The 15774-nt window shown below is 64.9% G+C and carries 11 protein-coding genes and 1 other RNA gene; 5 read left to right on the top strand and 7 right to left on the bottom strand.

Annotated elements, in window-relative coordinates; genetic code table 11:
• Positions 1 to 39: 39 nt before the first annotated feature.
• Positions 40 to 762: a substrate-binding periplasmic protein gene (locus tag IB255_RS25630; RefSeq protein WP_081518569.1), complete on the top strand. Its 723-nt coding sequence runs from the start codon at positions 40 to 42 to the stop codon at positions 760 to 762.
• Between the two features lie 57 nt (positions 763 to 819).
• On the opposite strand, the gene ffs is transcribed toward IB255_RS25630, so the two are convergent.
• Positions 820 to 916, bottom strand: an RNA gene (gene ffs, locus IB255_RS25625) — signal recognition particle sRNA small type.
• A gap of 243 nt (positions 917 to 1159) precedes the next feature.
• On the opposite strand from ffs, the gene IB255_RS25620 reads away from it, so the two are divergent.
• The gene (locus IB255_RS25620; RefSeq protein ID WP_081518570.1) at positions 1160 to 1528 is read left to right on the top strand and encodes a hypothetical protein; all 369 of its coding nucleotides are present in this window, start codon (positions 1160 to 1162) and stop codon (positions 1526 to 1528) included.
• A gap of 6 nt (positions 1529 to 1534) precedes the next feature.
• Here IB255_RS25620 and IB255_RS25615 read toward each other — a convergent pair whose 3' ends face one another.
• The 6 genes from IB255_RS25615 to IB255_RS25590 all read right to left on the bottom strand — a co-directional run bounded on the left by IB255_RS25615 (position 1535) and on the right by IB255_RS25590 (position 10145).
• Positions 1535 to 1912 (bottom strand): hypothetical protein, encoded by a 378-nt coding sequence (locus IB255_RS25615; RefSeq protein WP_081518571.1) that lies wholly within the window; start codon positions 1910 to 1912, stop codon positions 1535 to 1537.
• A gap of 70 nt (positions 1913 to 1982) precedes the next feature.
• Entirely contained in the window at positions 1983 to 2285 is a 303-nt protein-coding gene (locus IB255_RS25610) for an HU family DNA-binding protein (protein ID WP_226046604.1), read from the bottom strand.
• A gap of 15 nt (positions 2286 to 2300) precedes the next feature.
• A complete protein-coding gene (ligA, locus tag IB255_RS25605) occupies positions 2301 to 4694 on the bottom strand; it encodes an NAD-dependent DNA ligase LigA (RefSeq protein WP_081518572.1) in 2394 nt (797 codons plus the stop codon).
• 87 nt (positions 4695 to 4781) lie between these two features.
• Positions 4782 to 5672, bottom strand: coding sequence for a cell division protein ZipA (gene zipA, locus IB255_RS25600; protein ID WP_081518573.1), 891 nt, complete (start codon positions 5670 to 5672; stop codon positions 4782 to 4784).
• 299 nt (positions 5673 to 5971) lie between these two features.
• On the bottom strand, positions 5972 to 9460 hold the full coding sequence (smc, locus tag IB255_RS25595; RefSeq protein WP_081518574.1) for a chromosome segregation protein SMC: 3489 nt from the start codon (positions 9458 to 9460) through the stop codon (positions 5972 to 5974).
• Between the two features lie 25 nt (positions 9461 to 9485).
• A complete protein-coding gene (locus IB255_RS25590; protein ID WP_081518575.1) occupies positions 9486 to 10145 on the bottom strand; it encodes a GntR family transcriptional regulator in 660 nt (219 codons plus the stop codon).
• Between the two features lie 183 nt (positions 10146 to 10328).
• On the opposite strand from IB255_RS25590, the gene IB255_RS25585 reads away from it, so the two are divergent.
• The 3 genes from IB255_RS25585 to xdhB all read left to right on the top strand — a co-directional run bounded on the left by IB255_RS25585 (position 10329) and on the right by xdhB (position 15728).
• Positions 10329 to 11465 (top strand): alkane 1-monooxygenase, encoded by a 1137-nt coding sequence (locus IB255_RS25585; RefSeq protein WP_081518576.1) that lies wholly within the window; start codon positions 10329 to 10331, stop codon positions 11463 to 11465.
• Between the two features lie 416 nt (positions 11466 to 11881).
• Positions 11882 to 13345, top strand: a complete 1464-nt coding sequence (gene xdhA / locus IB255_RS25580) for a xanthine dehydrogenase small subunit (protein WP_081518577.1) — start codon at positions 11882 to 11884, stop codon at positions 13343 to 13345.
• Positions 13338 to 15728, top strand: a complete 2391-nt coding sequence (gene xdhB / locus IB255_RS25575) for a xanthine dehydrogenase molybdopterin binding subunit (protein ID WP_081518578.1) — start codon at positions 13338 to 13340, stop codon at positions 15726 to 15728. The genes xdhA and xdhB overlap by 8 nt, the downstream gene beginning before the upstream one ends.
• Positions 15729 to 15774: the final 46 nt, after the last annotated feature.

Here is a 15774-nt window from a genome sequence, read left to right as displayed (position 1 = left end):
ACGGCATTGTGTTGTCGTTCTGCCATCAACGGAGCCTTGATGCGCTTCCTCGCCACCACCCTGCTGCTGACCACCGCCCTCGCCCAGGCCGACGACCGTCCCCTGCGCTTTTCGGTGGTCGATAGCTGGGCGATGCCGCTGGCGCAGATCGAGAATGGCGAACTGACCGGCGGCATCATGTTCGAGCTGTTCAACGAGACGGCACGCGAACTGGGGCGCCCGGCAGCCTTCCACATCGTGCCCCGCGCACGCATCGAGCAGGCCCTGCTGAGCCGCTCCGTCGACGTGCGCTGCTACGTGTCGCGCACCTGGACCGAGCATGAATTCAAGGACTACCGCTGGACCGCACCGCTGATGGTGCAACGCGACCTGCTGGTAGTCCGCGATGCCCCCGCCGACAAGCTGGAAACCCTGCCCAGCCAATCTGTCGGCACCGTGCTGGGCTATCACTACCCGCGCCTGCAGCCGCTGCTGGACAGCCACTGGCTGACCCGCGACGACGCGCGCAACCAGGAACTGGTGTTGAAGAAGCTGCGTATCGGTCGCTATCAGTACGCAATCAGCAGCGAGTTCGCGCTGAACTGGTTCAACCGTGAATTGCCCGAGGCGGAGCGTCTGCGAATCGCCAGCGTGATCGAGGAGACGCCGCTGTCGTGCATGGTGCTGGATACGCCCGAAGTCCGCGCCGACGAGGTGCTCTCGGTGCTGGCGAAGATCAAGGCGTCGGGGAAGATCGAGGAAATCCTGGGTCACTATCGCTGAGGCGACGCGTGCATCGACAGGATCGGGCGGATTTTACCGACCCCGAAATGGAGGCGGCCCCGCCAGCCACACCCCGGCACACAATGTCCCCGCCTTGGCTGCTTCCTTCCGGACCTGACCAGGTAAGCGAGTAATCGTTGCGGGGGGACCGACAGGGCCACCATCACGAGAAGCTCGCCAGATCAGCGAGCCGCGCCATTGTAGCGGCTTGAGCGCAACTTACAAGCACTTCAAGCACTTAGCGACGTTCCACATGCAATTCCTGACCTTCATCACGAATTTGCCTTTTCATTAGGGGAATTACCCTACAGCCAATTCAGAAAATTCCAACGGCGCCGACGCTTAAGGAAGAACCCGTCGCTCACAGGCGGGCCGTGACCGAGCGAGGAATGCCAGCATGTCCGTTGCACTGCGATCCACCACTCTCGTTGCCCTGCTCTTCTCGACCCCGCTGTTGGCCTACGACGGGGTCATCCATTTCAGCGGTGCGGTGGTCGAACCGACCTGCCAGGTCGGGCTGACCGACGTAACCGCCCGCAGCGCCCGCGTGCAATTGAGCGAGTGCAACCGGGCCATGACGATGATGCTGAACCAGCCGCGCGGCGCGATGCCCAGCGTGAGCTACCGGCTGACCGATGCGCGCGGCAATGCACTGGGGAATGGCATCGCGGCCACCGGCGACACCGACAGCGTGATCCGCGAGATCGCCAAGGGTGGCGTAGCCGCGGGCCAGCGCAATGTGGTGCTGGTGGCCGAGTACCTGTAAGGGGCGTTACTGCCCCTGGAGCAGCCCTTCGGGCCGAGGCTGGGTGGAGACCTCCAGGTTCGGCCCGATGAACAGGTCCATCTTGCTGTAGCCCGGACGGGTGCTGAAAGTGGAGTAGCGCTCCGCCCCCTGGTGGAACTGGAAGGCGACGCGGTATTCGCCCGAACGCAGCAGGCGCAGCGGGAAGGCGCGTGCTTCGCCCGGCTTGATCTCGCCCGCGAGGGTTTCCTCGCCATTTTCCTTGAAGCTGTAGCTCACCGCCGGCCCGCCCACGCCCTCGTAATGAAGGACGATCTGCGGGCGCTCGGTCCAGGCCACGTAGGCCCCGAACAGCACCACCAGCGCCCCGACGCCGAGCAGGCGCTGCTTTCTTGCCTTGTCCATCTCGCTCTCCGTCAATCGCTGGCCCACCCCGCCCTGCGTTGCAACGCAGGGATCGGAGCGGGCCCGCCGATCAGTTCAGGCTGTCGACCAGGGCCTTGGCAGGCACCAGGCGTACCGCCTTCTTCGCGGCGATCTCGATGGTCTTGCCAGTCTGCGGGTTGCGGCCGGTGCGGGCAGCGCGTTCACTGACCTTGAGCTTGCCGATCCCCGGCAGGGTCAGCTCACCGTCGTTCTCCAGGGCGTCCTGGGCGATCTGCGCCAGTTGCTCGAACACGCCGCGCACGGCGGCCTGGGTCAGGTCGAGGGATTCGGCGATATCGCGAACCAGTTGGTCCTTGGTCATGGGCATGGAATGACTCCTTGATGCATTGATCTTGATGGATGCGTGTCAGGCGCCGAGGCCATGGTCGGCCAGCAGCTTGATCAGCTGCTCTTCGTCCATTACGGCGACGCCAAGTTCCTGGGCCTTGGCCAACTTTGAACCCGCTCCCGGTCCTGCAACGACGCAGTGGGTCTTGGCCGAGACGGAACCGGCCACCTTGGCGCCCAGGCTTTCGAGCTTTTCCTTGGCGACGTCGCGGCTCATGGCCTCCAGGGTGCCGGTCAGCACCCAGGTCTGGCCGGCCAGGGGTAGGCCTTCGACCACCTTGCGCTCGCTGCGCCAGTGCATGCCGAACTCCGCCAGCTGCGCTTCGACCGCCTTCGCGCGCTCGACGCGGGCGGCATCGGCGAAGTACTCGCGCACCGACTGCTTGGCCTTCTCGTTCACACCCTTGAGGGTGCTGAGGTCGAGCCAGTCCTGGCTGAGGGTGATGAGCGCGTCGAGACTGCCCGTGCGGTCGGCCAGCTTCTCGGCGCCGGTAGCGGCGATGAAGGGGATGTTCAGCTTGTCGATGAAGCCCGCCAGAGTGGCGACGGCGGCGAACTCGGCGGAAACCTCGCCTTCGTCCTGCAACTGGACGCCATGCTCTGGATTCTGCAGCTCAGCGATCACGCTGCGGTTGTGCTCGTCATCGAAGAAGTTGTGGATCTCGTAGGCCACTTCGCCGCCGACGTCCGGCAGGTAGGTGAGCACTTCCGGCAGCGCCTTCTGGATGCGCGCCAGGGAGCCCAGGGAGCGCGCCAGCAGCTTGGCGGTTTCCTCGCCGACGTCCGGGATGCCCAGGGCGAAGACGAAGCGCGCCAGCGCGGGCCTGCGACTGTCGGCGATGGCCGCGAGCAGGTTGCGCGTGGAGACTTCGGCGAAGCCTTCCAGCTCGATGACCTGCTCGAAGGTCAGGGTGTAGAGGTCGGCCGGGGACTTCACCAGGCCCTTGTCCACCAGTTGCTCGACGATCTTGTCGCCGAGACCGTCAATGTCCATGGCGCGGCGCGAGACGAAATGGATGATCGCCTGCTTGAGCTGCGCCTGGCAGAACAGCCGGCCGACGCAGCGGTAGATGGCGCCTTCGCTGACCGACTCCTTGCCCTTGCTGCGCTTGACCAGCTGGGTGCGCTCGACCTGCGAGCCGCATACCGGGCACTGGGTGGGGATCGCCACCGGGCGAGCATCCGCTGGACGGCGCTCGGTGACGACCTGCATGACCTGCGGAATCACATCGCCGGCACGGCGAATGATCACGGTATCGCCGATCATCAGGCCCAGGCGGGCGACCTCGTCCATGTTGTGCAGCGTGGCATTGGATACGGTCACGCCAGCCACCTGCACCGGCTTCAGACGCGCCACGGGCGTTACCGCACCGGTACGGCCGACCTGGAATTCCACATCGAGCAGTTCGGTCAGTTCTTCGCGGGCCGGGAATTTATGGGCGATGGCCCAGCGCGGCTCGCGGGCACGGAAGCCCAGTTCACGCTGGTAGTCGATGCGGTTGACCTTGAACACCACGCCGTCGATCTCGTAGGCGAGACTGTCGCGGCGGGCACCGATGTCTTCGTAGTAGGCGCGGCAGCCTTCGACACCCCTGGCCAGTTTCAGCTCGCGGCTGATCGGAATGCCCCAGCCCTTGAGGGCTTCGAGGATATCGACCTGAGTACCGGGCAGCGCGCCGCCCTCGACGCGACCGAAACCGTAGCAGCAGAACTCCAGCGGGCGGCTGGCGGTGATCTTTGAATCCAGCTGGCGCAGGCTGCCGGCCGCGGCGTTGCGCGGGTTGGCGAATGTCTTGCCGCCGGCTTCCATCTGCCGCTCGTTGAGCGCGTCGAAACCTGCCTTGGACATGAAGACCTCGCCACGCACTTCCAGCACCGCCGGCCAGCCCTCGCCCTTCAGGCGCAGCGGCACATTGCGGATGGTGCGCACGTTGACGCTGATGTCCTCGCCGGTGGTGCCGTCGCCACGGGTGGCGCCGCGGGTCAGCACGCCGTTCTCGTACAGCAGGCTGACCGCCAGGCCGTCGAGCTTGGGCTCGCAGCTGTACTCCACTTCGGCGCCGCCGCCGAACAGGTCGGAAGATGGCAACTGGTCCGCCAGGCCTTCACGCACACGGCGATCGAAGTCGTTGAGGTCCTGCTCCTCGAAGGCGTTGCCCAGGCTGAGCATCGGGACTTCATGGCGCACCTCACCGAAGGCCGAGGCGGCCGCACCGCCGACGCGCTGGGTCGGCGATTCGGGGGTGATCAGTTCGGGATGCTCGGCTTCCAGCGCCTTCAGTTCGCGGAACAGGCGGTCGTACTCGGCGTCCGGCACGCTCGGCTCGTCGAGCACGTAGTAGCGGTAGTTGTGGTCGTCGAGTTCGCTGCGCAGCTGGGCAATGCGTTCGGCAGCGGATTGGGAGTCGGTCATGCGGGAATCTCGGGCGGCAAGAGGTTGCGGCTAGAAATGCGAAGCCCCAAGGGTCGCTTGGGGCTTTTTGTGCAGCGTGCGGAAAGCTTAGCGCTTCTGGGTCAGGGCGCGTCGCTCGAAGTCGATGATGCGCTGACGGTAATGCTCGATGGTCTGCGCGGTCATCACGCTGCGTTGCTCGTCCTTCAGCTCGCCATTGAGTTCCTGGGCCAGCTTGCGGGCAGCGGCGATCATCACATCGAACGCCTGCTTGGGATGACGCGGGCCCGGCAGGCCAAGGAAGAAGCTCACCGCGCGGGTGCTGAACTGGTCGATGTTATCCAGATCGAAGGTGCCCGGCTTGACCGCATTGGCCATGGAGAACAGCACTTCACCGTTGCCGGCCATGCTCTCGTGACGATGGAAGATGTCCATCTCGCCGTAACGCAGGCCGCTTTCGAGGATGTTCTGCAGCAGCGCCGGGCCCTTGAAGCCGTTCTCGTCGCGGCTGATCACGTTGATGATCAGCACTTCGTCGACCGGCGCCTGCGGCGCCGACGGAGCAGCAGGCGCGGGAGCTGCACGCTCCTTGTCCTTCTTGCGGTCCTTTTTCGGCTTGTCCTTCTCTGCCGGCACTTCGTCCAGCGGATTGGGGAAATCCTCTTCGTCCAGCGGGCCGAGCAGATTCGGCGCCGGGTCGTCCAGGTTCAGGTCACCCTGGCGCGGTTCCCCGCGACGCTTGCCGCGCGACTCCTTGGCGCTGAGCTTGGGCAGGTCCTCCTCGTCCAGCTCCGGCTCGCGGTGCTCGACTACACGGGAAGGCCCGAGCAGTTCCGGGTTGGTTTCGTCCCCGTCATCGGGCTGGTTGGCAAACTGGCGATCCAGCTTGAAACGCAACTTGCCCTTGCCACCCCGCATGCGACGCCAACCGTCGAACAGAATGCCGGCGATGACGATAAGCCCAATGACGATCAGCCATTCGCGCAGACCGATATCCATCTAATCCCGTAGCCCCTGAACAAAAAATGATGATGAAAAAAAGGACATCCTATCCCTTGAAAACGTGGAGCCAACTTCATGTTCTGACTGATGTTTTCCACGCGATACAAAAGTGGGGGTTAAGCTAACACGCTCTCACATAACTTTACACTGTCTGAGGCGACACTCCGCCGCACTCTTTGCAACTTTTCATAGCGGTCGCCAGCTGCGCGCCCGAAGTGAAGCCTACCCCAATCAAATCAACGCGTTAGGCTGGAAACAAAGCATCTTGCCAGCATAGCTCAAGTTCGCCCGGACGATCACGCTTCGGCGAGTGCAACAGCCTCTTCCACATCCACCGCTACCAGACGCGAACAACCCGGTTCGTGCATGGTCACGCCCATCAATTGATCGGCCATCTCCATGGCGATCTTGTTGTGGGTGATATAGATGAACTGCACTTTCTCCGACATCTCCTTCACCAGCCGCGCATAACGGCCGACGTTGGCATCGTCCAGCGGCGCGTCGACTTCGTCGAGCATGCAGAACGGTGCCGGGTTCAGCTGGAAGATCGCAAATACCAGCGCCAGAGCGGTCAGGGCCTTTTCGCCACCGGACAGAAGATGGATGGTGCTGTTCTTCTTGCCCGGGGGCCTCGCCATGATCGCCACCCCGGTATCGAGTAGATCCTCGCCGGTAAGTTCCAGATAGGCATGACCGCCGCCGAAAACCTTGGGGAACAATGCCTGAAGGCCAGCATTGATCTGGTCGAAGGTTTCCTTGAAGCGGTTGCGGGTTTCCTTGTCGATCTTGCGGATGACGTTTTCCAGGGTATCCAGCGCCTCCACCAGGTCGTCGTTCTGGTCGTCCAGGTAGCGCTTGCGCTCGGATTGCTGCTGGTATTCCTCGATCGCCGCGAGGTTGATCGGGCCCAGGCGACCAATGCGCGCGGCCAGTTCCTCCAGGCGGGTTTCCCAGACCTTCTCGGCAGCGTCATGGGGCAAGGTTCCCAGCACGCCGTGCAGGTCGTAACCATCCTCGTGGAGTTGTTCCTGCAGCGACTTGCGCCGCACGTTCAGGGCCTGCCACTCCATGCGCTGCTGCTCCAGCTGGCCGCGCAGCAGCTGCGACTGCTGCTCGGCCTGGGTGCGGCGCCTCTCGGCGTCGCGCAGCTGGCGGTCTGCATCTTCCAGCGCCAGGCGCGCGTGCTTGAGTTCGTCTTCCACCGCCATGCGCCGGTCGAGCAGTTCCTCGAGACGCATGCGCAGTTCTTCCAGCGGCGCGGCACCCTCCTCCAGGTTGAGGTTGAGCTGCTCGCAACGCTCGACCAGGCGCACGGCCTGGCTGTCCAGGCGCTCCAGCGCCTGGCGGGTGGATTCGTGCTGGGCGCGCAGGGAGCCGACGCGCACAGCCAGCTGATGGGCGTGATCCTTGTGCTGGCGAGACTCCTGGCGGATGCGGTCGAGCTTCTCGCGCATGCCGTCGCGCTCGGCGAGCAGTGATTCGCGCCGCTCGGTGTCCACGGCCATGGCATCCAGCGCTTCCTGCAGGCTCAAGCGGGCTTCACCCAGCTGCTCCTGCTCGATGGCGTGCTGTTCGGCCAGCTCGGCCAGCTCTTCGTCCAGACGGCGACGGCGCAGGGTCAGCTGCTCGACCTTGGCCTGCTGCGCGGACAGCTGCGCCTTCAGCTCGCCCTGGCGGCGGCCTTCGTCCTGCAGGCGGCGACGCACCTGGTCGCGGCCTTCCTCGGCCTGGCGCTGCTCGTCGCGCAGGCGCACCAGTTGTTCATCGATCTCGGCGAGGCGCTGCTCCAGCGTCTCGCGCTCGGCGTACAGGCGCTCCAGCTCCTGGCCACGGGCCAGTACACCACCATCGGCGGATTCGCCACGGCGCACGCGCAGGAAGTTGCGACCAACCCAGTAGCCGTCGCGGCTGATCAGGCTTTCGCCGTCGCCCAGCGACGCGCGCTGGGCCAGCGCCTGCTCCAGGGTTTCGACCGGGCGCACGCGGCCCAGCCAGTAGCTCAGGTCGACATTCGTCTCGACCTTGTCCAGCAGGCTGCCGGGTCGGGAAACGGCGCCAGCGGTCAGATCGAGCAGGCGCAGCTCGCCCTTCTCCAGCGCGTCGAAGGGCAGCCCCTTCACGTCATCCAGCAGCACGCCGTGCAGGTCGGCGCCGAGCACGGTTTCCACTGCCAGCTCCCAACCCGCCTGCACGCGCAGGCCCTCGGCAAGGCGCGGACGCTGCTCCAGCCCTTGCTGGCGCAACCATTGCGCGGTGCCGTCGCCCGGATCGAGCGCGGCCTGCTGCAGCGCCTCCAGCGAGGCAATGCGGCCATTCAGGCGTTGCAGCTCGCCCTGCGCCTGATGCTGCGCGGCGGTGCTTTCCTGCAGGGACTGGCGCACGCGCTCCAGGCGCTCGGCCAGTTCCTGTTCCTCGATCTGCGACTCTTCCAGCAGCAACTCGATGGCGGCGACCTGTTCGCCCAGCTCGAGGATTGCGGCATCCTCCGGATCGGCGGCCAGTTGCGTGCGCTCGTCGTTGAGGCGGCGCTGACGCTCGCCCTGGCGTTCCAGGCTCTGTTCCAGGTGCTGGATGCGCGACTGCTGCACCTCCGCTTCGCGGCGCGGTTCGGCGCTTTGCTGGTTGAAGGCGTCCCAGCGCTGCTGCCAGTCGTGCATTCGCTGCTCGGCGTCTTCCAGGCCGACGGTAGCTTCTTCGGCGGCGGCGGCGCTGATTTCCTGTTCCGGGGCCAGGCGCTCCAGCTCCTCGCCCAGGGTGGCGAGCAGGGTGCGGTCGTGGCCCAGGTGGGATTCGGTTTCCTGGCGGGTCTTTTCCGCCTCTCGCAGGTCGTCCTGCAGCTGACGCAGGCGCTGCTGGCCGTGCTGGATGCTCTGTTCGACGCGGGCGATGTCGCCGCCCACGGAATAGAAGCGGCCCTGCACCTGGTTGAAGGTTTCCGACAGTTCGTGGTGGCCGTCACGCAGGCGCTCGATACTGGCATCGGCGCTGCGCTGTTCGGCCACCAGCGCCTCGAAAGCCACTTCCTGGTCGCCGATGACCTTTTCCTTCTGCCCGACCTGCTCGTTCAGATCGCGCCAGCGCAGGGCGCCGAGCTGGGCCTTGAGGGTGCGCTCCTCGGCCTTGAATTCCTGGTACTTCTCCGCCGACTGGGCCTGGCGGTGCAGGCGTTCCAGCTGGCGCTCCAGCTCTTCGCGCAGGTCGGTGAGGCGCGCGAGGTTTTCCTGGGTACGGCGGATGCGATTCTCGGTCTCGCGGCGGCGCTCCTTGTACTTGGAGATGCCGGCGGCTTCCTCGATGAAGTTGCGCAGATCCTCGGGCTTGGCCTCGATCAGCTTGGAGATCATGCCCTGTTCGATGATCGAGTAGCTGCGCGGCCCCAGGCCGGTGCCGAGGAAGATGTCGGTGATGTCACGGCGCCGGCACTTGGTGCCGTTGAGGAAGTAGGTGTTCTGGCCGTCGCGGGTCACGCGGCGGCGGATGGAAATCTCGGCGTAGCTGGCGTATTCGCCCAGCAGGGTCTGGTCGGAGTTGTCGAACACCAGTTCGATGGACGCCTGGGTCACCGGCTTGCGCGTGTTGGAGCCATTGAAGATGACGTCGGTCATCGACTCGCCGCGGAGGTTCTTCGCCGAACTCTCGCCCATCACCCAGCGAACGGCGTCGATGATGTTGGACTTGCCGCAGCCGTTGGGGCCGACCACGGCCGCCATGTTGCTCGGGAAATTGACCGTCGTCGGGTCGACGAAGGACTTGAAGCCCGCCAGCTTGATGCACTTGAGCCGCATGCGCCCTCTTCCCCCTTTTCTCTTCTTATCGTTCAGCCAGTGCGGCCAGGACCAGTTGGCTGTTGTGCCGACCGTAGTCGAGCAGGACCTCGCGGATGCCCGCCTCGTCGCGGCCCACCACCGCGCGCAGCAGGTTTTCGAAGCTGCCGATGAACTGACTCATCTCGCCTTTGCGGCGTTCCAGGGCCAGATGATAGGTGCGACTGATGGCCGGCAGGAGATTTTCCACGGTTTCCTGCAGGTAGGGATTGGCAGCGAACGGGAAGGCAGCGCGCATGATGTCGAAGCTGGATTCGACGAAGGCGTTGATGTCGCCGCGTTCGAGTTCGTCCAGCAGGCGCTGCTGGATCGCCATGAAGGGCGCCAGGTCGGCTTCTTCGCGCCAGGTCCGCGCCACGCTGCTGGCGAGCATGATGTAGAGCTCCATCACCAGCGAATAGAGGCTTTCCACGTGGGCCGCGGACAGCTCGGACACCTGCGCCCCCCGGCGCGGCAGGATGACGACCAGGTGGCGGCGCTCGAGGATCAGCAGCGCTTCGCGGACCGAGCCGCGGCTGACGTTGAGGGTCTGGGTGACCTTCTGTTCCTGGATGCGTTCGCGTTCCTTGAGTTCGCCCCGGATGATGCGTTCGGCAAGGTGATGCGCGATCTGCTCAGCCAGGCTGTCCGGGGCCTTGAACGTCATGGTTGTCCTTAAGAATCGGGGCGCTTTCGAGGGGGTGCTGCGGACGCGAAGTGTAACACAGGGTGTTACCGCGCCATCCCCCGCCCAGGAGGGACGACAGAACAAAGGTTGGTGCATCCGCCGGAAGGAACAGGCGCAGGATTGTCTGACAATCCTACACAAGAGACGTATCGGGAGTCGTCCATGTTTGCTTTGTTCCTTTCCCCTGCCTGGATGTTGCGTCTTAAGAAAGCCGGCTACTGGATCTGGCTGGTTCCCGTCTTCGGCATTCCCGTCAGCTATTGGTGGTCCTACGGCAGCGACTATCCCAATGCCTGGGCGTGGCTGGTCATCACCGTGGTGTTCGGGGTCATCCCGCTGCTGGACTTCGTGGTCGGCCGCGATCCGGCCAATCCCGACGAGGTGGAGGATGTCCCGCCCATGGAGCGCGAGGGCTACTACCGCTTCCTCAGTTTGCTGACCGTGCCGCTGCTGCTGGGCATGCTGGTCTACGGCGGCTGGGTACTGGCCACTTATGACGCCTGGAACTGGGTCGGCCAGCTCGGCTGGATACTTTCCGTCGGCACCGTGATGGGCGCCATCGGCATCACCGTTTCCCACGAACTGATCCACAAGGACCCGGAGCTGGAGCAGAACGCCGGCGGCCTGCTGCTGGCGGCGGTGTGCTACGCGGGCTTCAAGGTGGAACACGTGCGCGGCCACCACGTGCATGTCTCCACGCCGGAAGACGCCTCCTCCTCGCGCTACGGCCAGAGCCTGTATGCCTTCCTGCCCCACGCCTACAAGCACAACTTCCTCAACGCCTGGCGGCTTGAGACCGAACGCCTCAAGCGCAAGGGCCTGCCGGCGCTGCACTGGCGCAACGAGCTGATCTGGTGGTACGTGATCAGCGCGCTGTTCCTGGTCGGCTTCAGCGTCGCCTTTGGCTGGATCGGCGCGGTGTACTTCATCGGCCAGTCGGTGATGGCCTTCACCCTGCTGGAGATCGTCAACTACGTCGAGCACTACGGCCTGCACCGCCGCCGCCTGGATACCGGACGCTACGAGCGGACCACCCACGAGCACTCCTGGAACAGCAACTTCCTGCTGACCAACCTGTTCCTCTTCCACCTGCAGCGCCATTCCGACCACCACGCCAACGCCAAGCGCCGCTACCAGGTGCTGCGGCACTTCGACGAGAGCCCGCAGCTGCCCAACGGTTACGCCGGGATGATCGTCCTCGCGCTGTTCCCACCGCTCTGGCGGGCGGTGATGGACCGCCGCGTGCGCGCCTATTACGCCGGCGAGGAATACCAGCTGAGCGCTACCCAGCAGGCCTGATCGACGAGTTCCACGCCTTGGCGGCAAGCCCTACCCCGGCTTGCCGCCTTTTTTCTTTCTGGCTTTTCGCAGGAGCGCAGTTGCTGGACGTAGGGCGGATAACCCGGAACGGGTTATCCGCCGGAGGCCACACGGCGGATAACGCTGGCGCGTTATCCGCCCTACCCTTGTGCTCTTCGTAGGATGGCGTGGAGCGCAGCGATACCCATCACGCCTCGCGCGGTCACAGCATGGGTATCGCCTAGGCTCCACCCATCCTACGGCCAGCTCCTGCACAAAACCCAACCACGCCGCTCATCAGCTGCGGAAAAACTTTCTGACCATCCGGACAGAAAATTTATTGACTCAAAAGTCAGCTTTCCATAGATTCGCCTCCAGTGCCCTACCAAAAACAAGAACCAGCCTGGAGGCAAGCCTTGATCAGGTTCCTGCTCAATCGCGAGCTGCGCGTCGAAGACCGCCTCGATCCCAATCTCACCGTGCTCAATTACCTGCGCCAGAACCTGAGCAAGACAGGCACCAAGGAAGGCTGCGCCTCCGGTGACTGCGGCGCCTGCACGGTGGTCGTCGGTGAACTGGTCGGCGAAGAAGGCGCCGAGCGCATCCGCTACCGCACCCTCAACTCCTGCCTGACCTTCGTCTCGTCGCTGCACGGCAAGCAGCTGATCAGCGTCGATGACTTGAAGCACCGCGGCGAACTGCACGGCGTGCAGCAGGCCATGGTCGACTGCCACGGTTCGCAGTGCGGCTTCTGCACCCCCGGCTTCGTCATGTCGCTGTTCGCCCTGCAGAAGAACACCGCAGGCGAGACCGCCGAAGAGCGCAAGGCCGAGGCCCATGAAGCGCTGGCCGGCAACCTGTGCCGCTGCACCGGCTACCGCCCGATCCTCGACGCCGCCGAGCAATCCTGCTGCCAGAAGCAGCCGGACCAGTTCGATGTTGCCCAGCCCGAGATCATCGCCCAGCTGAAAGCCATCGCCCCGCGCGAAACCGCCGAGCTCAACAGCGGCGACAAGCGCTGCCTGCTGCCGCTGACCATCGCCGACCTGGCCGACATCTACACCGCCAACCCGCAGGCTCGCCTGCTGGCCGGTGGCACCGACCTGGCCCTTGAAGTCACGCAGTTCCACCGCGAACTGCCGGTGATGATCTACGTCGGCCACGTCGAGGAAATGAAGCGCGTCGAAGTCTTCGACGACCGCATCGAGATCGGCGCCGCGACTCCGCTGACCGACTGCTACGAAACCCTGGCCCGCGACTACCCGGACTTCGGCGAGCTGCTGCACCGCTTCGCCTCGCTGCAGATCCGCAACCAGGGCACCCTGGGCGGCAACATCGGCAACGCCTCGCCCATCGGCGACTCGCCGCCGCTGCTGATCGCACTGGGCGCGCGCCTGGTACTGCGCAAGGGCAACGAACGTCGCGAACTGCCGATCGACGAATACTTCATCGACTACAAGGTCACCGCGCGCCAGGAAGGCGAGTTCATCGAGCAGGTGATCATCCCGCGCCCGCAGGCCAGCCAGGCGTTCCGCGCGTACAAGGTCTCCAAGCGCCTGGACGACGACATCTCCGCCGTTTGCGCTGCCTTCAACCTGACCGTGGAGAACTGCCGGATCACCGCCGTGCGCACCGGCTTCGGCGGTATGGCCGCCATCCCGAAACGCGCCGCCGCCTGCGAAGCCGCACTGCTCGGCCAGACCTTCAACAGCGCCACCTTCGAGCGTGCCGCGCAGGCACTGAGCGAGGACTTCGCCCCGCTCACCGACTTCCGTGCGAGCAAGGAGTACCGCCTGCTCACCGCGCAGAACCTGCTGCGCAAGTGCTTCCTGGAACTGGAAGCCCCTCAGGCCGTGACCCGGGTGACCCACTATGCATAAGCCCCAGAAGAGCCAGGAAGAACTCATTGCCCTGTTCCGCGCCGACCTCACCACCGGCGTGGGCCGCAGCGTCAAGCACGAGAGCGCGCCCAAGCACGTCAGCGGCGAGGCGATCTACATCGACGACCGCCTGGAGTTCCCCAACCAGTTGCACGTCTATGCCCGCATGAGCGACCGCGCCCACGCACGCATTACCAAGCTGGACGTGAGCCCCTGCTACCAGTTCCCCGGTGTCGCCATCGCGATCACCAAGGATGACGTTCCCGGCCAGCTGGACATCGGCCCGGTGGTTGCCGGTGACCCGCTGCTGGCGGACGGCAAGGTCGAGTACGTCGGCCAGATGGTCATCGCCGTCGCCGCCGACAGCCTGGAAACCGCACGCAAGGCCGCCATGGCCGCGATCATCGAGTACGAAGACCTGGAGCCGGTGCTCGACGTGGTCGAAGCGCTGCGCAAGAAGCACTTCGTACTCGACAGCCACCAGCACAAGATCGGTGACTCGGAAGGCCAGCTCGCCACCGCGCCGAACCGCATCCAGGGCACCCTGCACATCGGCGGCCAGGAACACTTCTACCTGGAGACGCAGATTTCCTCGGTGATGCCCACCGAAGACGGCGGTGTGATCGTCTACACCTCGACGCAAAACCCCACCGAAGTGCAGAAGCTGGTCGCCGAAGTGCTGGGTATCTCCTTCAACAAGGTGGTCATCGACATGCGCCGCATGGGCGGCGGCTTCGGCGGCAAGGAAACCCAGGCTGCCGCACCGGCGTGCCTGTGCGCGGTGATCGCGCGCCTCACCGGTCGCCCGGCGAAGATGCGCCTGCCGCGCGTCGAAGACATGCAGATGACCGGCAAGCGCCACCCCTTCTACGTCGAATACGACGTGGGCTTCGAGGACGACGGCCTGCTGCACGGCATCAACATCGAGCTGGCCGGCAACTGCGGCTACTCGCCGGACCTCTCCGGGTCCATCGTCGACCGCGCGATGTTCCACTCCGACAACGCCTACTTCCTCGGCAACGCCACGGTGAACGGTCACCGCTGCAAGACCAACACCGCGTCGAACACCGCCTACCGCGGCTTCGGCGGCCCGCAGGGCATGGTCGCCATCGAGGAGATCATGGACGCGGTCGCGCGCCACCTCGGCAAGGACCCGCTGGAAGTGCGCAAGCGCAACTACTATGGCAAGGACGAGCGCAACGTCACCCACTACTACCAACAGGTGGAACACAACCTGCTGCAGGAAATGACCGAGGAACTGGAAGCCAGCGCCGAGTACGCCAAGCGCCGCGCCGAAATCCGCGAGTTCAATGCCGACAGCCCGGTGCTGAAGAAAGGTCTGTCGCTGACCCCGGTGAAATTCGGCATCAGCTTCACCGCCACCTTCCTCAACCAGGCTGGCGCGCTGATCCACATCTACACCGACGGCAGCATCCACCTGAACCACGGCGGCACCGAGATGGGCCAGGGCCTGAACACCAAGGTCGCCCAGGTGGTGGCCGAGGTCTTCCAGGTCGACATCGACCGCGTGCAGATCACCGCCACCAACACCGACAAGGTGCCCAACACGTCACCGACCGCCGCTTCTTCCGGTGCCGACCTGAACGGCAAGGCCGCGCAGAACGCCGCCGAGACCCTCAGGCAGCGCCTGGTGGAGTTCGCCGCCAAGCACTGGAAAGTGACCGAGGAAGACGTCGAGTTCCGCAACAACCAGGTGCGCGTACGCGACCAGTTCCTGCCCTTCGAGGAGCTCGTGCAACAGGCCTACTTCGGCCAGGTCTCACTCTCCTCCACCGGTTTCTACCGCACGCCGAAGATCTTCTACGACCGCAGCCAGGCGCGCGGCCGGCCGTTCTACTACTTCGCCTACGGCGTGTCCTGCTCGGAAGTAATCGTCGACACCCTCACCGGCGAGTACAAGATGCTGCGCAGTGACATCCTCCACGATGTCGGCGCCTCGCTGAACCCGGCCATCGACATCGGCCAGGTGGAAGGTGGCTTCGTCCAGGGCATGGGCTGGCTGACCATGGAAGAGCTGGTGTGGAACGCCAAGGGCAAGCTGATGACCAACGGCCCGGCGAGCTACAAGATCCCGGCCATCGCCGACATGCCCATCGACCTGCGGGTGAAGCTGGTGGAGAACCGCAAGAACCCGGAGCAGACGGTGTTCCACTCCAAGGCCGTCGGCGAGCCGCCGTTCATGCTGGGTATCTCGGTGTTCTGCGCGATCAAGGATGCCGTGGCCAGCCTCGCCGACTACCGCGCCCAGCCGCAGATCGACGCCCCGGCCACCCCTGAGCGCGTGCTCTGGGGCGTGGAGCAGATGCGCAAGCTGAAGCTGGCCCAGGTCGAGAAGGCACCGGCTCAGGTAGAGCCGGCGTGACGTGACCATGGGGCACCGCTGGCAGGGAGAGACGTCCCCACTTCCG

The organism is Pseudomonas sp. PDM22, assembly GCF_014851965.1.
Taxonomy (GTDB): Bacteria; Pseudomonadota; Gammaproteobacteria; order Pseudomonadales; family Pseudomonadaceae; genus Pseudomonas.
Note: the sequence above shows the minus strand (reverse complement) of the source record. Positions and strands in the feature narration are given on the sequence as shown.

What these genes read in the sequence shown, in the direction of transcription:
- IB255_RS25630 (WP_081518569.1), top strand. Translation starts at nt 40, where the DNA reads ATGCGCTTCCTCGCCACCACCCTGCTGCTGACCACCGCCCTCGCCCAG.
- IB255_RS25620 (WP_081518570.1), top strand. Translation starts at nt 1,160, where the DNA reads ATGTCCGTTGCACTGCGATCCACCACTCTCGTTGCCCTGCTCTTCTCG.
- IB255_RS25615 (WP_081518571.1), bottom strand. Translation starts at nt 1,912, where the DNA reads ATGGACAAGGCAAGAAAGCAGCGCCTGCTCGGCGTCGGGGCGCTGGTG.
- ligA (WP_081518572.1), bottom strand. Translation starts at nt 4,694, where the DNA reads ATGACCGACTCCCAATCCGCTGCCGAACGCATTGCCCAGCTGCGCAGC.
- zipA (WP_081518573.1), bottom strand. Translation starts at nt 5,672, where the DNA reads ATGGATATCGGTCTGCGCGAATGGCTGATCGTCATTGGGCTTATCGTC.
- smc (WP_081518574.1), bottom strand. Translation starts at nt 9,460, where the DNA reads ATGCGGCTCAAGTGCATCAAGCTGGCGGGCTTCAAGTCCTTCGTCGAC.
- IB255_RS25590 (WP_081518575.1), bottom strand. Translation starts at nt 10,145, where the DNA reads ATGACGTTCAAGGCCCCGGACAGCCTGGCTGAGCAGATCGCGCATCAC.
- IB255_RS25585 (WP_081518576.1), top strand. Translation starts at nt 10,329, where the DNA reads ATGTTTGCTTTGTTCCTTTCCCCTGCCTGGATGTTGCGTCTTAAGAAA.
- xdhB (WP_081518578.1), top strand. Translation starts at nt 13,338, where the DNA reads ATGCATAAGCCCCAGAAGAGCCAGGAAGAACTCATTGCCCTGTTCCGC.